The sequence below is a fragment of the Kitasatospora sp. NPDC057738 genome (assembly GCF_042798815.1).
Lineage (GTDB): Bacteria > Actinomycetota > Actinomycetes > Streptomycetales > Streptomycetaceae > Kitasatospora > Kitasatospora lactacystinica.
Map to the genome: position 1 here is coordinate 41383 of NZ_JBHVJT010000010.1, position 18106 is coordinate 59488.

Genomic DNA, 18106 nt, shown 5'->3' on the forward strand with positions numbered 1-18106 from the left:
ACCCCAGGAGGTCTGTCCGTGGGGCCCTGCCAGGCCGCTATGCGCGGGTGATGGCGCTCCTTGAAAGCTCGCGGGATCGCAACACTAACTGGGCATTTCGCCCATTAATGGGCTGGTTGGTCACGATTCCCGCGGCGCTCAGGCTGCTGGCATTCGGTGACGCTTGGGACTCTGGTGGCAGAGGGACACCGTTGCATGAATGTCCGCCGGAACTGCGCGCTTCCTCCTGTCTCATCCCTGGAGGCCGGGCTTGAGCGTGTTCGTCTCTCGAGAGCCGCGAGCAAGCCGACGGCCATGACGCGCGTGGCCTCAGCAGGCTCGGTCGCTACCTCGGATGCCGGCAGATCTGGGGGAGTCGCGCTGACTTCAGAAGTCTTTCGAGCGACGGGACCACATCATCGTAGAGGGCAGGCCCTGATGCGCCTGGCATGAGTCGGCGCAGGGCGCGGGTTGCGATGTCGGCGAGTGTAGCTCCGATGTCGCCGCCTATATCGATAGGCAACGTGCCGATGAGGTTAACCTTGCAATCGCCCAACTCATCGATGTGTTCGGTGAGGAAGTCCACCACCACGGACTGCCGACGGGCAAGAAGTAGCAACTCGCAGGCGTGCACAGCATCGCGGAGATCGAATCGGAATCGGGCTGTGATTCGCGGGGATCCAGGCCCGGGCTCCTGGCAGGTGATGACAAGCTCGTCAGCGTCGTGGCTCTTGACCGTGATGCTCAGCTGCATGCTGCCATGGACGAGCAGCTCCTGCGCTGCCAGTCGTTCGTGTTCGTCGTGAAGGGCGATCGACCACCAAGGAAGAGGTCCCCAGGTGCCGTGTGTTGTTATGTGATCAGGGAGGGAAAAGATCTGGTACTGCTTCAGGAGATGCTGCTCGAACGTGGCGAGGCAGCCATCTTGAAAGTGTTCGTCCCGGCTGCGCTCGCGTAGCAGCTCGTACTCGATGGCGCTCATGCCCTCCACAGCCAGGCCGATGTGTTCCAACTGCTCCTGGATGATCTTTTCGGCCCGTTCGAGAACCCCGCAGAACTCATCGCCAGGAGGAGCCTGATCGAGGAGACGGCTGAGGGCGCTCCGCGCAGCCTGGCAGCGGACGAGATCTCCACCGAGGCTAACCAAGTGGCGAGCCTTGAGAGTGCTCCAGGGGCGGGTGGACATCCACCGCTCCCAGGCACGGTCGCCGCCACCACGCTTGGTGAGCGCCAAGGCACCGACGTTGCCGACACGGAAGTCCGGCTCGTCCTTCAACCTCTCCCACAGGTCGGGGTACGCCTCCAGCGGGAAGGCTGGCAGCGAGGAGTGTGCTGCGAGGACACGTGAGTCCGCGGTGTCCCACAGCTCGTGAAGTTCACGTTCCACACGTGTACGAGGCACCGTACGACCTCGCTGGGCAGCCCAGTATTCAAGCAGCAGCATGTACGTGCTCTCCGGACTCCAGGGGAGCAGTCCCAGGCCGTCAAGAGCCACAACCGTATTGGCCAGCCCGTCGCGCTCGAACCTGAACTGGACTGCAGCGATGAGCTCGGTGAGTTCATCAATATCGGGGCCTGGCGCGGTGAAAACTGGACTGGAGACGAGCATGTCCCGGATGTTGGCCGTGCTCTCGCCCCGGGCAAGCTGGACAGCGATCCTCGCGATCAGCAGGGAGCCGATGAGCCCGAGCTCGCCAAAGTCGTTGCGGAGTCGGCCCTTGCCAAGCGCCGGGACATCCCTTACGTGCCAAAGCAGCCCTACTTGGATCTCGTGGAACCACTCTTCACGCAGTGCTGCGATCGTCGGATTCTGGCTACGCGGCTTCCACTTGTTACGGAACAGCGCGATGGCGTGCCCCTGGTCGCCGGCCCGTTGCTGGGGTACCGGCATGCCCCGTGATTCCAGCCGGCCGCGGATGTACCGGTAGAGGGAGTTCATGTCGATTGGGTCGGGCGCATCTGGAACGCCATCGGAAATGGCTGTTACGAGCTCACCAGTGAACGCGGTGAGATGCGCACCCACAGGAGCCCGGGCGGCCTGCGTCGCAGCTGAGGCAGTCATGACGTAGGTGCCCTCGATGGCAGTCTGATCCGCGAACTCATCCAGCGCACCCATGTTCCCCTCCAGCGCGGCGCCGCTGTAGCAACAGTCGAGGATCACGACCTTTCTGAACGCCACGCTTTCTAACACTTCGGTACGGAGGTAGTTGAAAGCCACTGACTCGTAGAGCTTCCGGCCTTGCTCGGAATGCCCCAATGCGAGATAGAGAGAGCCATCGGGCGACCGCATACCGTGGCCAGCGAAGTACACCACAAGCGTGTCCGTCGCCTCACTCGCTGCCTGATGGACGGCATCGAGCACTTCCTTGACGCCGGCAGGATTACGTACCGTCACGCAATGTCCGGCAGGTAGACCCCCGATGTGCGGGGATCTGAAGAGCTCCGCAAGCCTGCCGATATTGTTGTGCACCGCTGGTAAGTCCGGGAAGTTTCGATATTCGTCCGCACCGATCAACACCACACGGGTTCCGCCGGGGCCGGCCAGCCCCATCATCAATTTCCTGACACCGACGGCGTCGACGTCGACGACTGCCCCGAGCCAGTGGCCTCTGGGGCTCCGCCATAGGGCTCGGAAGCCAACAGTTCTGCGACTCGGCGCAGGGTTTCGTCCGACCCGTCGTGCACGGTTACTGTCATACCGTCACGTTCGAAAGTAATGGCCCCAGGCGGCGAAGGGCGAGCTGCTCGCCAGGCGACCACGATGTTCACCAACAAGCTCGCGGCGGCGATACCATTGCTGACGAACATGTTAATGATCTCGCCCGCATTCATGCGGTCAGAAACGTCAGGGGCTTGTGCCAATTCGACCTCCGCGCAACGCCGGAGTTCCCGATCCTGCCGGAGCCAGTAGTACAGATCGTGTGCCGCTGCGTCGTCGCCCTGCGTATCGACCGTGATCTGCATCTCCACGCTGTCTCCCCCTAGCACCTCTGCTGCCCACTACTCATAGCAAGGAGCGGATACGAGCCCGTCCCTCCCGTCACAGCTCTCAACCTAGACAGAAGGATACGCCCCAACTCGCCAGCAGTGGGCCACGTTGGCCCGTACTCCACTCTCGTCAACGGGTGAAGATTCAGCCGTTACCGACACGGCGAGCACGGTACGCCAGGGCATGCAGCGCACCGCGGTTGGGCAGCGACGGACCCGGCGTTGCATGTGGGGCGCGCGGAGCGCGTCTGCTCGTGGTCTTGCCCCTGCCACACCGCCGACCGGTCGCCTGCGGAGGGATAGGCTCTGTGCCATGTCGTACCCGGGAGTCGGTCGCTTCCTGGCGGCCGAGGAGCAGGTGGCCGGGAGGCTTCTTCAGCGCGGGCTCCAGGGAAGCCTGCCAGCGCTGGGCCAGGCGGTAGCTGCCTGGGCGAAGCTAGCCATGGAGCTACAGCCCGGACATCCACGGCGCGCGGCGGCGGTGATCAACTATTGCTGCGCTTTGGTGCGTTCCTTCGAGGTCCAGGGCGGCGAAGAGTCACTCGATGAGGCGATCTACCTGTTGCGCGCGGAGCTGCGGGTACTTGAGCCTGAGCGGCGACTGGAGAAGGCGCGAACACTGGGAACGCTCGGCTGGGCTCTGTTGCGCAAGGCCGAGCACTGCGGCGATCTGGCCCTGGCCGATGAAGCCGTGGCAGCCCGTCGTGGCGCATGCTCGTGCACGGACCGACGGGACGCCGAGTACGCACAGCACCTGACCGATCTTGGGAGTGCTCTGGCTGCCCGGGCCGCGCTGACGGGAAGCGTAGCGGACCTGCGGGAAGCAGTCGGCGTCCACAAGGGCGCCGTACGGCGCACGACGAACGCTGACGAAGAGCGGGCGACGCGCTGGGCCGGGCTGGGAACCGCGAGCGTGAGCCTGTTCGAGTGGACGGGGGACGCGGCAGCACTGGAAGCTGGAGTGGCCTACCACCGCAAGGCATTGGCTGAGGTGTCCTCCAGTGAGCCGCTGTCCATCTTCCGTTCCAACCTGGGCGTCGCCCTGGGCATCTGCTACGACCGCACCGGAGACCTCACCGTCCTCGAGGAAACCATCGCCTGCCACCGCGCGGCGTTGGAAGCAGCTCAGTCGGGGCATTTCGACCGTCCGCGCAGCCTGATGAGCCTGGCCACGGCTCTGCAGACGCGTTTCGAGGCGACCGGAGAGCTGGCGTGGTTGAACGAGGCCATCGACGTCTTCCGGCAGGCCATCGCGACCGTCGACGGCGCCGCGGAGCATCCCCAATATGCGCGGAGCCTGTGCGGGTTGGCAGGGGCTTTGGTGCTGCGGTACCAGCACATCGGGGACTCCGACAGCCTGCACGAGGCGCTGTGGAGGTTCGACGAAGGCATCGCCGCCACCCCGGTCGGTCATCCTAACCGGCCGACCAGGCTCTCCTCCCAATCCGTCGCCCGCTACCACGCCTTCCGGGACAACCCGTCCATGTACGGGCAGATCACCGCCCCGGTACGCGAAGCGATTGCACTGGTCCCCGCCACCCATGGCCAGCGCGGCTTCTACCTGTCGAACCTCGGGGCCTACCTCAACACCCACTACGAGCGCAGCGGCGATGACACGGCACTAGCCGAAGCCCTCATGCTGCACGAGGAAGCCGTCGCAACCACCCCCGCTGGTCATGTCGAGCGCGGCAAGCGGATCGCCAACTGGGCGCTCAGCCTCACCCTCCGGGCCCACCAGACCAAGGACGTGGGCGACGCCGATCGCGCGGTCACCGTGTGTACCGAGGCTCTGGAAGCCCTGCCCTCCCCGAATCCCCAGCGAGCCCAGTGCCTTCAAGTCCTCTCCGAGGCATTGACCCTGCGCGCAGGCCTCACCGGCAACCCAGGTGACCGTGCGGGGGCCCTGGCCGCCTACCAGGAGGCAGCCGACGACGACCAAGCCCCCACACTGATGCGCATCCAGGCCGCGGAGCAACTCGGCTACACCACAGCTGAGTCTGGGGACACCCCCGCTGCGCTGAGAGCCTTCTCCCAGGCGGTCTCGCTCATCGACCAGGCAGCGTGGAGCCGGCTGGATCACGAAGCCCAAGCCGAGATCCTCCAGCGCCTGGCCCACCTCCCACAGGACGCGGCTGCGCTGGCGATCGAGTCCGGCGACCTGGAGCACGCGGTGGAACTCCTCGAAGAAGGCCGAGGAATCCTGCTCGCCCAGACCCTCGACGACGACACCTCCTACCAGCGCATCCACGCCCGCGCGCCCGAGCACGCCGAACGTCTGAGGGAAATCAGCACCGCACTCGCCCGCGTGCCCCAGCCGGTCTCAAGCCAGCCCGACGAACGGGACTACGCGCTCCCGAGCCACCGGTCGCCCATGGATACCCGCACCACCCTTGCCGCGCAGCGCGACGCGCTGGTCGCCCAGCTCAGGCAGATCCCCGGCCTGGAGGACGCCTTCCGCCCGCCACGTTTCGTCGACCTGCAGGACGCAGGCGCACTCGGCCCAGTGGTCATCGTCAACATCAGCTCCTACCGGTGCGACGCGATCGCCATCACCCCACGTGGCCTCGGTCTGATCCCCCTGCCCGGACTAACCCGCGACGACGTCGACGGATACGCCAAGACCCTTCGGGAAGCCGTCAGAACCGCGCAAGCCGCAGCCCAGGCACGCGGCCCGGCGCACGTCATCATCACCAAGACCTTCACGCGGATCTGGGAGACCGTCACCGCACCGATCCTCCGTGCCCTCGCGATCACCTCGCCGGCCGACCCCACAGCTAGCGCTCCGCGCTTGTGGTGGTGCCCGACCGGCTCCGCGGCAGCCCTCCCCCTCCATGCAGCCGGCCATCCGCCGAACGCGGACCACCACGACGGCGCCCTCGACCGTGTCACCTCCTCCTACACCCCGACCCTGCGGGCGCTGCAACACCAGCGCAGCCGCCCCGGAATCGGTGTACTGCCCGATCCGCGCCCGCTGATCGTTGCGATGCCCAGCACCCCCGACCAGCGAGACCTGCCGGGCGCCCAAGCGGAGATCGGCGACCTCACCCGCCGATGCCCCGAGCACCATCTGCTCGCCGAACAGGCCGCCACTATCGATGCCGTCACCGCCGCCATGCAAGACCACGCCTGGACCCACTTCTCCTGCCACGGCGAACGCGCACCGCACACCCACGACGGGGGGCGCCTCCTGCTCCACGACGGCCCGTTGACCGCCCGCCAGATCGCCGCTGCGGACGTCCCAGACGGCGCACTCGCGTTCGTTTCCGCCTGCGCCACCTACAGCTCCACGGGCGACGGCTTCGACGAGTGCCTCAGCGTCGGATCCGCCCTGCAACTCGCCGGCTACCGGCACGTCATCGCCACTCTGTGGCCCGTGTACGACACCAGCACCGTCGACCTAACCCGCGCCGTCTATGACCATCTGCTCGAGACTCGGGGCTCCGGCGGCCTCCGTCTGAAGGACTCGGCCGCAGCCTTGCGTAGCGCCGCACTCGAGGCGCGCCGCAGGACCCCTGACGATCCGACCCGCTGGGCTCCGTACCTACATCTGGGCCCAGAGTAGGAACAACCGCCGTGGCCTCGCAGCAGCCCGTCAGCGGTTAATGGTCACCAGCGCCCCGACCGGCGACGAGACCATTTCGGTCATCAGCACCGCCACCCTCTACGGCGAGGCCATCCGCCCGACCCTGGATTTTCGCCACCCCAGGCACCTGACGCCACGCCAGGAGCGGCTGCACCTCGTGTCGCGAGACGAACTTAGCTGCGGCCGCCTCATCATCCACCGACTCATCCGGCACTTGGGCAGCCTCTGGACCTATCGGCGCGCACCTGATCGATGACAGAAGCGTCAAGTGCGCACGTCTCAGCCAGAATATGCGATCACGGCGAGCAACCAGCGAGCCCATAGCAGTGATCGACAGATCGGACATACGTGCAGGAACAGCGCAAATAGTCACCAGCCCCCGGCGCCTAGTAGCCTCCACCCACGGAGTCGAACCGTGAAAACCGTGAGACGAATGTGAGAGGCAGGCCCCAGAGCACGCCAGAGGCCGCTTCCTCGCGAACGAGAAAACGGCCTCTGACCTGCGACAATGGGGCGAACCCCAGTCGGGACGACAGGATTTGAACCTGCGACCCCTTGACCCCCAGTCAAGGGGTTCAACTACTGTCGACAGCCGAGCTCTCAAGGCCTCAGCTTTTTTGCTGCCCAACCATCCTGGGGAACAAGTGAGTTGGGACTTCTCGACGGAATCGCCGCCACACGTGGAGCTGACAGTTGCTCAATGTTCACTTCGTGCACAAGTGTCCGTTTCGGACCATCGGCACCCATAGGCGCTCATCAGGTGTGGTCCCAAAGTGGTCCCCGGGTCGACCGCCCCGCCACAGCTACTGCCTGTGATCGAGACCTGCAGACCCTTCAGCTTTGGCCCGGGTGCGGTTGAGACGCAGGACGTGGTCGGTGCCGACGAACGGGACGCCGAGGAGTTCGTGGTCCGCGTCCTGGACGCTGCCGATCGCGGCGTGCGAGATGCCCTCGTACCGCTTGCGGCCCTGCCTGCCGGTCAGATGCGGGACGGTTGCTGCCGCGTCGCCGGCGAAGGCCGTCAGGCCCGCCGCTCCGGTGCGCGCGAGGGCGTGCTGGAACCAGGAAGGCCTGGAGCCTACCGCCTGCCCCCGGCTCGTCTTCTCGCCGCTGATCGCGTCCAACGCGGTCACCTATGGCTCGTTCGGGACCGTCCTGGTCATCCAGTCGTGGCTGGTCGGCGTGGGAATCGTCGTCTTCGGCGGCGCACTGGTCGGCCGGCTGCTCCACGAGGAACTCCTCCGCGTGACACGCGCGCCGAAACGACACGACTGAGGCCCGCTCCGCCGGCGGCCGACGGCAGACCGGGCCGCGGCGCGGTCCACCGGTCGCGGTTGATCCGCCCGGCCCATACCGTCGTGTCCGGGGCCAGGGATCGTCGGCACGGAGGTCAGGATGCGGCAGTACCGGTGGGTTCTGGAGACGCAGGACGACGACGGCCGCTGGTCCCGGCAGCGCGGCGCTCCGGTGCAGGATCCACTGGAGTACAACGGGCCGCCCCAGCGGGCGGCCAACCACCTGCGGGAGGTGTTCGTGCGTACGCTCTCCCGGCCCGCGCCCGGCCCCCGAGCGATCAGGATCCGCCTCTGGGAGGGCGCCGGTGTCGCCGGCCCGCCGCACGCCGAGGCCGAGTGGTCCCGCGAGTGACACACGCGGCCCCGCGGCCGGAGCGGGCGGCTGCCGTCCCGCCGGCTACGCGGGTACCGGCCAGGAGGCGGCCCGGCTGCGGGCGACATCCGCCCGTCGGTCCGCCTCGCCGACGGCGTCGGAGGGAGTGACGGCCGACGGCAGGAAGTCGGAACCGGACCTCGGCCGCTGTGCGCCGCCTCGCGTCTCCACGGCGAGGAGACCGCTCGCGGCCATGGTGTTCGCGGGGTCGGCGGCTTCGGCCATCAGCCGGGCGGCATCGACGGCATCCGTCTCCGGCGGGACGATCAGCAGGTTCAGCCGGCGCGGGGCGTACGAGAACACCGCGACCGTGTGCTGGTCCTGCTCGGTGGTGAACCACCCCGCGTGGACGGTGTGCCCGGCGACCGGGATGCGCCGGGGGATGACGGGCCACTGCGCGGGGTTCACGGTGATCCGGGTGATCCGGCCCCACCGCTCGTCGATTTCGGCGGCCAGGACGGGGAGTTCGAGAAGAAGATCACGCGAGCGGGGCCACCAGGCTCCGTCCAGGCGGCCGGGCCGCACGCCACCGGGCGTGAGGGAGAGCCGTGCAGTGGAATCCCGGGCGGTGGGCGTCGTCGCACGATCGAGGGTCGTGGTCATGATCCGGGACCTGTCCCCGGACCCGGGCCGAGAGGCCGGGTCCGGCCTTGCCGTTCGCCGGAGACGACGCCAGTATCCGGTGCCGGCATGCGAAGTGCCTTCGGTGATGCCCAGGCTACTCCGGGTTCGGCCCGGACCCGACAGGGCCGCGGTGGTCGGGTCCGATGCCGGGCTCGCGTCGGCCCGGAGCGGCCGGAGCGGGAGCGGTCCGGGCACGCGGCGCTGCCCGCGTCTGCCCGCGTCTGCCCGCGTCTGCCCGGACCGTTCAGCCGAGCAGGAGTTCCGCGGCCGGGGTGCGGTTCCCGGTCGTCGAGGCGCGGCCATGGCCGAGGTGTCGAGGCCGACCCGGGCGATGCGCCCGAGGTGGGCGCCGAGCGCGGTGACCAGGCCCGGAAGTCGGCGAGGACGTGGTTCGAGCAGGGCCACCGGGCCCCGTCGAGGACGCCCGCCCGCGCCATCGTCGGCTCCAGCTCCAGGCGCGGCAGCAGCGGGACACCGGGCACGGTCCACGACACCCCGTCCTCGTCGACGGCGTCGGCGAACTCGCCGAAGCCCATGTTCGCGATCGACACGTTGTTCTCGATCCCCCGAAGCTCCGCGGCAACGACCCGGATGAAGCGCCCCGGCTCGTCCCGCAGGTCCACGACGGCGACCGGCAGCCCGATCGAGCTCAGCGTCACCGTGTCCGCCAGGACGAGGAACCGGTGCTGGTGGTCGCCCGGCAGCAGATTCCTCGCCTCGGCGCAGGTCATGCCCGCGAAGCGGGGATCGTCGACAAGTTCGACGTGGGGCAGGAACCCGTCCTCGTTCGGGGCCGCCAAGGCCTCACGCGGACGCTCCCGCGACGTGGGTCCGGAGAAGTCGGTACGCACCACCAACGCGCCCTATCAATTGGGCACTTGAGTCATCCCACGACCGTACCGCGAAGCCGGCGAACCATCCCGATCACGGCGCCACCGGTTCCCTGGGGCCCGGCGATGCAGGCGGTGCACGATGCGAGGACGGCACCCATGACAACGATGGCAACGGGCTGGCGCCAAGGCCGCTCCCGCCAGAACCGGAAACGGCCTGCTACCTGCAGTTTTGCAGGTCGGGACGACCGGATTCGAACCTGCGATCCGTTGGCCGTCACCGCGCCTCGTGGGTTGTCCGGAGCAGGATCGCGCCCGTCGTCGCCCGGCAGACCCGGCCCGAGAGCATCACCGGCCTCCGCTCGGGCGAGGGCAGGAGCCTCCGGCCCCTCCCGGGCGCGACACCCTCCTCGGCCCTACGGTGTACGGCGTTCCACGCCGTCGAGCAGCAGGCCGAGCCCCAGCTCGAACCCGCGGTCGTCGAGGCCGGTCGCGCCGCCGCCGCGGGCGAAGGAGCCGTCCAGGGCGTCCGCGAGCGCCGGGTACTGCGGTCGGTACGCGGCCGGTGCGCGGGTGAAGCTGGCGGCGAAGGTCTCCATCGCGGAGCCGAGTACCAGGTAGTCCAGTGCCGCGGCGACCTCCGCCGCGTCCGCGGGGCCGAGGCCGGCCCGGCCGAGGAGGGCGAGCAGCGCGTCGTAGCCGCGCAGCGCGCTGGCCGCTTCGACGCGGCGGCGGGCGAGCAGGGCGACGGCGTTCGGGTGCCGCCGGAAGACCGCGCGGTAGCCGCGCGCGTACGCCGCGAGGCCGGCCCGCCAGTCGGGATCGCCCAGCGGCGCGTGGTCGATCTCGTCGTTGACCAGCTCGGAGACCGTGTCGACCAGTTCGTCCTTGCCCCGGATGTGGTTGTAGAGCGACGCCGCCTTGACCCCGAGCCGCTCCGCCAGTGCTCGCATGGTCAGGCCGTCGGCGCCGTCCTCGTCCACGACCTGGAGCGCGGCGCGCGCGATCCGCTCGCGGGTCAGCACTGCCCTGCTCGGTCGGCCCACCGAAATCCCCTCTTCCGCTCTCCGCGTCCGGGAGCTATCGTGCCAGACCGACAGCAGTTGCTAACAAAGTTAGTTTTATCAGGAGGGCGCAGCCCGTGGCCGAGAACACCCCGGCCGGCGCCGACCATGACCACGGAGGCACCCGCATGACCCGCGCATTCGACGTCGTCGAGACAGGTATCGCCGACCTGCGCGCAGCGTTGGAGAAGGGCGAGACCACCGCGGTCGCCCTGCTCGACGCCTACCTCGCCCGGATCGAGGCCTACGACCGGCCCGGCACCACCACGGCGCTCAACTCACTCGTCGTGATGAATCCGGACGCCCGCGCCGACGCCGAGGCCTCCGACGCCCGCCGCGCCCGCGGCGAGACGCTCGGCCCCCTCGACGGCATCCCCTACACCGCGAAGGACAGCTACCTCGCCAAGGGCCTGACCGCCGCCGCCGGCTCACCCGCGTTCGAGCACCTCGTCGCCCAGCGCGACGCCTTCGCCATCGAGCGGCTGCGCGCCGCCGGTGCCGTGCTCATCGGCCTGACCAACATGCCCCCGATGGCGAACGGCGGCATGCAGCGCGGCGTCTACGGCCGCGCCGAGAGCCCCTACAGCGCCGACTGGCTGACCAGCGCGTACGGCTCCGGCTCGTCGAACGGCTCGGGCACCGCCACGGCGGCCTCGTTCGGCGCGTTCGGCCTCGGCGAGGAGACCTGGTCCTCGGGCCGGGCGCCCGCCTCGTACAACGCCCTGTGCGCCTACACCCCCAGCCGCGGCGTGATCTCGGTGCGCGGCAACTGGCCACTCGTGCCGACGATGGACGTCGTGGTCCCGCACACCCGCACCATGGCCGACCTCCTCGAACTGCTCGACGTCGTCGTCGCCGACGACCCGGACACCCGCGGCGACCTGTGGCGGTCCCAGCCCTGGGTGCGACTCCCCGCACCGTCCCGGGTCCGTCCGGCCTCCTACCCGGCGCTGGCCCCGGCGGACGCGGCGGCGGCGCGCGCGACGCTCGCCGGCAAGCGCGTCGGCGTGCCCGGGATGTACATCAACGCCGACCCCGACGCCGGGACCAACCCCGACGGCGGCATCGGCGGCCAGACCGGGCAGCGGATCGACACCCGCGCCTCGGTCATCGCCCTGTGGCAGGCCGCCCGCCGCGACCTGGAGGCCGCGGGCGCCGAGGTCGTCGAGGTCGACTTCCCCGTGGTGACCAACTACGAGTCCGACCGCCCCGGCGCGCCCTCGCTGCCCACCCGCGGCCTGGTCGGCCGCGACTTCCTCGCCGTCGAGATCGAGGACCTGTCCGCCTGGGCATGGGACGACTTCCTGCGCGCCAACGGCGACCCGCGGCTCGCCACCCTGACCGAGGTCGACGGCGACCGCATCTTCCCCAAGCACCAGGGCGAACTCCCCGACCGCTACGCCGGCTTCGACGACACGATCGGCGACTACCCGCGCTTCGTTCGCGAGCGCCCGTACGCGTCCTTCACCGACATGCCGCACCTCGAAGAGGGCCTGCGCGGCCTGGAGGAGACCCGCAGGATCGACCTGGAGCAGTGGATGGACGGGCTCGGCCTGGACGCCGTGGTCTTCCCCGCCGTCGCCGACGTCGGCCCGGCCGACATGGACGTGAACGAGGCCTCCGCCGACCTCGGCTGGCGCAACGGCGTGTGGGTCGCGAACGGCAATCTCGTCCCGCGCCACCTCGGCATCCCGACCGTGACCGTGCCGATGGGCACCATGACCGACATCGGCATGCCGGTGGGGCTGACCTTCGCGGGCCGCGCCTACGACGACAACCTGCTGCTCCAGCTCGCCGCCGCCTTCGAGACGACCGGGCGCCGCCGCACGGAACCGCCGCGCACCCCGCGCCTTCCGGCCGGCTGACGGACCGCCCGGGAGCCGAGGGTTCGCGGGTTCACGCCCACCCGACCGCGATTTCACAGACCGAAGAGGCCGTTTCCACCAGCAGGTGGAGGCGGCCTCTCCGGCTCTTCGCTCCATCGGCGGGTCGGTTCGGAACCTTGAGCCGAGCCGCAGGTGGTGGTGGCGCCGTCGGCGCCCACCTCCGCACCGACGGACCCGCTTCGAGACCCCCGCCGCGGTCACCAGCCCCGCCCGGCGCCTCGAGGACTTCCAGCACACCGTCCTCGGCGACCTGCTCACGCGCTCGCTGCTGCTCGCCGCCTTCACCGTCGTCGCCGCGCTGCTCGCCTGGCGGATCGGCCGACGGTCACTGCAGCGCCTCGGCCAGGGCACGGCGACAGCCCGGCGGATCAGCGCGGCCCCGCTCACCCTGGCCCGCGGCGAGATCGAAGACCTGACACCGCACCCCGTCGACCTGGCCGAACGCGGCCGCGAACGCCCCCGTCCGGTGTTGCGGCGGGGATGTTCGCGCCGGTGTGCCGGGGGTCAGTACTGGGTGGTGACGGTGACGCCGTTGAACGCGGTCTTGCCGTAGAGGGTGATGTAGCGGTAGCCGGCGGTGGTGTTGGTGACGGTGATGCTCTGAGCGCCGGTGCTCTTGGTGGAGGAGGCGGTGTAGGCGGTGTTCGAGGCCCAGGTGTCGGCGCTGTAGTACAGGTAGGCCGTGCCGGTGCCGCCGGTGGTGGTGACGTTGAGGGTCACGGTGCCGGCGGGCATGTAGATGTACAGCTTGTCCTGCTCGCCCGCGGCGGCGGACCGGTCGGTCCGGAAGCAGTTGCGGTCCATGGCCCGCGAGTCGGCCCCGGTGCAGGCGGTGGGAGCGGCGGGGGCCGCGACCGTGACGGACTTGGCCGCGGTGGCGGTCTTCCCGTTGCTGTCGGTGACGGTCACGGTGACGGTGTAAGTGCCGGGCGTGGCGTACGTCTTCCACGGAGCGGTTTCCGTGGAGGTGGTGCCGTCGCCGAAGTTCCAGGTGCGGGAGGTGATGGTGCCCTTGCCGCCGGTCACCGTGGAGCGGTCGGTCAGCTGCGCGGTCAGGCCGGTGACGGTGCTGTCGAAGGCGGCGGTCGGCGTGCCCGCGCTCAGGCACGTGTCGGTGGCGCAGGTGTCGAGCCAGGTGTTGAAGCCGGCGTCGTAGCGGGTGCCGATGGCGTTGTAGTACGCGTAGCCCTGGGCGTAGTCGCCGGTGCGGAAGTAGTGGAGCATGCCCTGGACGACGCTCGGGTACCGCTCGATCATGTGGCGGGCGGCGAGGTAGCCCCAGTGGTAGACGCGGGTGGAGTCGCTGTTGAGGTAGGTGCTCTGGAGCAGGGTGCTGAGCGGGTAGGTGTGCTTGGGGGCCTGGATCACCGCGTTGGTGTCGGTGACGCCGCGGTAGGTGTAGGAGACGTACTCGGCGACGCCCTCGATCCACCACAGGTCGGGGACGCTGGTCTGCTGGGTGAAGCCGCCCTTGAGGTTGTAACGGGCGTCCAGGACGTGGGCGTACTCGTGGTTGAGGTTCCAGATCCGGGCGGTGAAGCCGTTGTCGGTGGGGTGCCGGTACATGATGGTGACGGGCTGGTTGGCCGGGTCGGTCGGTGTCCCGGTGAGGGTGATGCCGCCGTTGTTGGTGTTGGCGCCGTAGATCGCTCCGGCGTAGGTCTGGTAGTTCGCCTTGTCGGCGAACACGGCGATCTGCACGGACGACTCGTACTGGCCGGGTATGGGGCCGTTGTCGCGGACGAGGTTGTGGAAGAAGGCGTCCTCGCCCTTGAGGTCGGCGCAGACGGCGGCGAGGTCTGCCGGGGTGAGGTCCTGGGCCAGGATGGTCCGGGTGGCATCACAGGTGTGGCGGACCGGCAGCGACGCCGCGATCAGCCGCTTGTTCAGGTCGCAGATGCCGTAGGTGGAGCACTGGTCCGGGTCGAGGTAGTCGGCCATGCTCGCGGTGGAGACCCACAGCGGGGCGGTCGGGCCGGTGATCGACGATCCGTCGAGGAGTGCCTTGACCAGCGGCCGCACCTTGCCCTGGAAGGCCGGGTACTTGACGAAGCGGGTGAGCACGCGGGCGGCGTTGGCGTCCAGGACCGCGTTGTCGGTGCCGAGCAGGGCCCGGTGCTTGAGGGTGAAATCGTTCAGGGTGTCGATGATGCTCGGGTCCGCGGAGACGGCGGCGAGGAAGTCCGGGTTGTTGTCGTGGCCTCGGTCCAGCGGGGTGAAGACGCTGTTGACGAGGGTGACCATGCTCCTGGAGCCGTCGTACGAGCTGTTGTAGCCGTTCAGCACCTGCCTGTAGGTGCTGAGGTAGCGGGCCTGCAGCTTGGCGCTGTCGGTGAGGATGACGACGTCGTTCGCGACCTCGCCGTTCGCGTCGGTGACGTCGGTGAAGTGCGGGCCGGCGACGAACGCGTCGATGCCGCGGGCCACCGCGTCGGTGAGCGACTTGTCGAAGCCCGGGATGCGCTGGGGGTCGTTGGACTGCACGTAGTAGCCGGCGCGCAGGAACAGGACGAGCTGCCACGCGCTCGTCGAGTTGTCCCCGGGGTAGGTGGCGGCGGCGTCCCGGAAGGCGTCGGCGATCGTCGCCATCTGGCTCTGGCGGAACACCGCCGAGGCCTCCGAGCCGGAGGTGTAGAACAGGGAGCCGATGCACTTGGGCGCCGAAGCCTTGACGAAGGAGACGAGCGCGGCACCGGAGCGGGCGCTGAAGTCGGCCGGGGTGCACGACTGGGCGACCGGCGGGGCCGCGGACAGCGCCTGCGGTGAGGCCTTCGCCGAGGCGGTTGCGGAGGAAGCGGACTCGGGCGAGACGGGCAGCCCGAGCGGCGGGAGCTGCTCGGGCGTCAGCCGGCGGCTCTGCGGTGCGCCGTGCTCCGAGGGGTCCGTCGCGGCGGCGCCGGTGGGCGGCAGGAAGCCGGCCGGGGCCCGCTGGGTACGGGAGGCGGCCTCGGCGGTGGGGGTGGCAGCCAGGCTGGGACCGGCGGCCAGGCCGAGGAGAGCCGTGCCCGCCGCGATCGCGGCGAGCAGTCTGGGCATGCGTGAGGGCAGGCGCAACGTCGTTCCTTAGTGGGGGGAAGGCAGACGGGCGCGCAGCAGGCGGGGGAAGGGGGAGGCGGCTGGGGCGCGTCGAACGCATGCTCTCACGGCCCCTGACATGCCATCAATAGGGCGTGACATGTCACATCTCGCAATGGGGCAAGCATGGCGCTTGAGCGGAGCCACCCCGACTCGCCGACGCAGATCACGAAGTGCCTTCTCCGACGGCTGCGGCACCCCGGCGGCCAGTCCGGCCGGGATCTTTCCCCACAGCAGTCCGGTGCCCAGATGCTCGAACGTTCCGAGTGCGAGCACGAAGTCCACCTCGACGCGACAGGGGGCGCCGACGTCGTCACTCGCGCGCTCCGATCTCGCTCCAGTACCGCATCCACCAACTCGGATGGGATGACCTGGGCCAGGTCACCGATATGACCGGGCGAGAACACGCTCCTCGAGTCCGGACAACAGCCCCTCAGTCTCCACGCCCGGAGCCGTCGCTGTCAGTCCGTATGGTTCCGGGTTCCCATGCCCTGCGGCGCGTGGCTACCGTCCGGACCGTCGGAGTTCCGGCGGTCCGGACGGGCCGCCATCACGCGCCTTCAGGAGGTCACGGTGACCGCGAACAACCCCACCCGCAGGAGCATCCTCAAGTCCGCCGGCGGGCTCGGCGCCGCGCTGGCGTTCGGCGGCGCGAGCGTCCTCGCGACTGCCTCTGCCGCTCGCGCGGCCGACGACGGCTTCGGCCTGCACATCTCCGACCGCAACGAGGGCGACGCCCGGATGTGGTACTACCGCTTCCGGACCGCCGAGATCGGCTGGGAGCCGGCCGTCAACGTGCTGCTTCCCGACGACTACCACACCAGCGGCCGCACCTACCCGGTCCTCTACCTGCTGCACGGCGGCCTCCAGGACTTCATCGAGTTCGACCGCCGGGGTGTCCGCGACTGGACCATCGGCAAGCCGCTGATCGTCGTGATGCCCGACGGCGGGCAGGCCGGCTGGTACTCCAACCCGGTCAGCACCAACGTCGGCCCCCGCAACTGGGAGTCCTTCCACATCAACCAGCTGATCCCCTGGGTCGACGCCAACTTCCGCACCTTCGCCGAGCCCGAGGGCCGCGCCGTCTCCGGCTTCTCCATGGGCGGCTTCGGCGCCCTGAAGTACGCCGCCAAGTACTGGGGCCACTTCGCCTCGGTCAGCGCCCACTCCGGCCCGGCCAGCCTGCGCCTCCACAGCGGCGCGCTCGCGCACTGGGCCAACGTCTCCTCCGCCGTGCAGGACCTGGCCGGCGGCAGCATCTACGGCATGCCGCTGTGGGACCAGGCCAGGGTGACCGCCGACAACCCGGTCGAGCGCCTGGAGAGCTACCGCAACAAGCGGATCTTCCTGGTCGCCGGCACCAGCCCCGACCCGACCAACCCCTTCGACACCTTCAACGAGACCGAAGTGCTGGCCGGCCAGCGGGAGTTCCGCGCCCTGCTCGACGGCGCCGGCATCCCCTACGAGGCCCACGAGGAGTCGGGCGGCCACTTCATCCGCCCGGACATGATGCAGCGCGACATCGACGGCATCATCGGCCGCCTGCGCAAGGCGTGAGGGGCACTTCGATGGTCTCCCTCACCTCGTGGTCGACCCGGGCCGCGGCCGCCCTGCTGCTGCCGCTCACCGTGCCGGCCGCTCCCGCCGCGGCCGCTCCCACGCTGGCCGCGCCCGCCCTGGCCGCCGGGTTCGCGGCGGCCTGCCCGGCCCGCGGTCAGATCTCCCAGCACTACTCCCAGGAGCACAACGGCATCGACATCGCCAACGACTACGGCACCCCGATCTACGCGGCCGGCGACGGCAGGGTCGTCCTCTCCGGCACGACGCCCGACTACGGCCAGTGGATCCGCATCCTGCATCCGGACGGGACCATCACCGAGTACGGGCACATGCAGCGGCGGGACGTGTTCGAGGGCGACGACGTGACGGCCGGCCAGCAGATCGCGCTGATGGGCAGCGAGGGCAACTCCACGGGCCCGCACCTGCACCTGCGGGTCTGGGCCGACCCGAACGCGTCCATGCGCACGGACCCGGAGCCCTATCTCGCGGAGCGCGGCGTCACCGTGCCCTGTGTCCCCGGAAGCGGCCCCCGCCCGGCCCCGCTGGTGTATCCGGCGGAGTCCGGCCGGGTGGTCTCGGCCCGGTCCGCGGACGGACGCCTCGAAGTGTTCGCGGCCGGCGCGAACGGCGTCTCGCACGCCTGGCAGACCGCGATCAACGGCGCCTGGTCGGAGTGGGAGGACCTCGGCGGCCCCGCCGGCGCGGAACTCGCCATCGGCCCCAACGCCGACGGCCGACTGGAGGTGTTCGCGATCAACGGCTCCACCCTCCAGCACCGCTACCAGCTCCAGCCCTCCGGCGCCTGGTCCGGCTGGGAGGACTTCGGCACCGGAGGCCACGACATCGCGG

Annotated in this window: 15 protein-coding genes and 2 pseudogenes; 8 read left to right on the plus strand and 9 right to left on the minus strand. The window is 69.6% G+C overall.

Annotated features, from left to right (window positions below; all coding sequences use genetic code 11):
- Window positions 1–325: 325 nt before the first annotated feature.
- Entirely contained in the window at window positions 326–2533 is a 2208-nt protein-coding gene (locus ACFVGO_RS07800) for a caspase domain-containing protein (RefSeq protein ID WP_380631081.1), read from the minus strand.
- Window positions 2533–2943, minus strand: coding sequence for a hypothetical protein (locus ACFVGO_RS07805; RefSeq protein WP_380631118.1), 411 nt, complete (start codon window positions 2941–2943; stop codon window positions 2533–2535). The genes ACFVGO_RS07800 and ACFVGO_RS07805 overlap by 1 nt, the downstream gene beginning before the upstream one ends.
- Before the next feature lie 337 nt (window positions 2944–3280).
- Here ACFVGO_RS07805 and ACFVGO_RS07810 point away from each other — a divergent pair, with 337 nt between their 5' ends.
- Together ACFVGO_RS07810 and ACFVGO_RS07815 are read left to right on the plus strand one after the other, a co-directional pair.
- Window positions 3281–6529 carry a CHAT domain-containing protein gene (locus tag ACFVGO_RS07810; RefSeq protein WP_380631082.1) on the plus strand — a complete coding sequence of 1083 codons (3249 nt, stop codon included), beginning with the start codon at window positions 3281–3283 and terminating at the stop codon, window positions 6527–6529.
- A 40-nt stretch (window positions 6530–6569) separates the two neighbouring features.
- Window positions 6570–6806, plus strand: a complete 237-nt coding sequence (locus ACFVGO_RS07815) for a hypothetical protein (protein ID WP_380631083.1) — start codon at window positions 6570–6572, stop codon at window positions 6804–6806.
- 547 nt (window positions 6807–7353) lie between these two features.
- Here the strand turns inward: ACFVGO_RS07815 and ACFVGO_RS07820 are convergent.
- On the minus strand, window positions 7354–7683 hold the full coding sequence (locus ACFVGO_RS07820) for a hypothetical protein (RefSeq protein ID WP_380631119.1): 330 nt from the start codon (window positions 7681–7683) through the stop codon (window positions 7354–7356).
- On the opposite strand from ACFVGO_RS07820, the pseudogene ACFVGO_RS07825 reads away from it, so the two are divergent.
- Both ACFVGO_RS07825 and ACFVGO_RS07830 read left to right on the plus strand, forming a co-directional pair.
- Window positions 7643–7825: pseudogene (locus tag ACFVGO_RS07825) on the plus strand (ribonuclease BN); the annotation flags it as partial. The gene ACFVGO_RS07820 and the pseudogene ACFVGO_RS07825 sit on opposite strands and share 41 nt — an antisense overlap.
- Before the next feature lie 120 nt (window positions 7826–7945).
- Complete coding sequence (locus tag ACFVGO_RS07830; protein ID WP_359897889.1) at window positions 7946–8197, plus strand: hypothetical protein; 252 nt, start codon at window positions 7946–7948, stop codon at window positions 8195–8197.
- 45 nt (window positions 8198–8242) lie between these two features.
- Here ACFVGO_RS07830 and ACFVGO_RS07835 read toward each other — a convergent pair whose 3' ends face one another.
- The 4 genes and pseudogenes from ACFVGO_RS07835 to ACFVGO_RS07850 form a co-directional block, all read right to left on the minus strand.
- Window positions 8243–8821, minus strand: a complete 579-nt coding sequence (locus ACFVGO_RS07835; protein WP_380631084.1) for a DUF5994 family protein — start codon at window positions 8819–8821, stop codon at window positions 8243–8245.
- Window positions 8818–9696, minus strand: coding sequence for a DUF6924 domain-containing protein (locus tag ACFVGO_RS07840; protein ID WP_380631085.1), 879 nt, complete (start codon window positions 9694–9696; stop codon window positions 8818–8820). Before ACFVGO_RS07840 ends, ACFVGO_RS07835 begins: the two co-directional genes overlap by 4 nt.
- 392 nt (window positions 9697–10088) lie before the next feature.
- Window positions 10089–10718 carry a TetR/AcrR family transcriptional regulator C-terminal domain-containing protein gene (locus ACFVGO_RS07845; protein ID WP_359897893.1) on the minus strand — a complete coding sequence of 210 codons (630 nt, stop codon included), beginning with the start codon at window positions 10716–10718 and terminating at the stop codon, window positions 10089–10091.
- Window positions 10691–10876 (minus strand): annotated as a pseudogene (locus ACFVGO_RS07850) (hypothetical protein); the annotation flags it as partial. The pseudogene ACFVGO_RS07850 and the gene ACFVGO_RS07845, both read right to left, overlap by 28 nt.
- Between ACFVGO_RS07850 and ACFVGO_RS07855 the strand changes: the two are divergent.
- Complete coding sequence (locus ACFVGO_RS07855) at window positions 10865–12601, plus strand: amidase (protein ID WP_380631086.1); 1737 nt, start codon at window positions 10865–10867, stop codon at window positions 12599–12601. The pseudogene ACFVGO_RS07850 and the gene ACFVGO_RS07855 overlap by 12 nt on opposite strands.
- An 85-nt stretch (window positions 12602–12686) precedes the next feature.
- Window positions 12687–13175, plus strand: coding sequence for a hypothetical protein (locus tag ACFVGO_RS07860; protein ID WP_380631087.1), 489 nt, complete (start codon window positions 12687–12689; stop codon window positions 13173–13175).
- On the opposite strand, the gene ACFVGO_RS07865 is transcribed toward ACFVGO_RS07860, so the two are convergent.
- Together ACFVGO_RS07865 and ACFVGO_RS07870 are read right to left on the minus strand one after the other, a co-directional pair.
- Window positions 13127–15658, minus strand: coding sequence for a collagenase (locus tag ACFVGO_RS07865; RefSeq protein WP_380631088.1), 2532 nt, complete (start codon window positions 15656–15658; stop codon window positions 13127–13129). The genes ACFVGO_RS07860 and ACFVGO_RS07865 overlap by 49 nt on opposite strands.
- Before the next feature lie 27 nt (window positions 15659–15685).
- Window positions 15686–15982, minus strand: coding sequence for a hypothetical protein (locus ACFVGO_RS07870; protein WP_380351022.1), 297 nt, complete (start codon window positions 15980–15982; stop codon window positions 15686–15688).
- Window positions 15983–16270: 288 nt separating this feature from the next.
- On the opposite strand from ACFVGO_RS07870, the gene ACFVGO_RS07875 reads away from it, so the two are divergent.
- On the plus strand, window positions 16271–17254 hold the full coding sequence (locus ACFVGO_RS07875; protein ID WP_380351023.1) for an alpha/beta hydrolase-fold protein: 984 nt from the start codon (window positions 16271–16273) through the stop codon (window positions 17252–17254).
- Window positions 17255–17265: 11 nt separating this feature from the next.
- Window positions 17266–18106 (plus strand): peptidoglycan DD-metalloendopeptidase family protein (locus ACFVGO_RS07880; protein ID WP_380631089.1); only part of this gene is annotated, 841 nt, incomplete at its 3' end.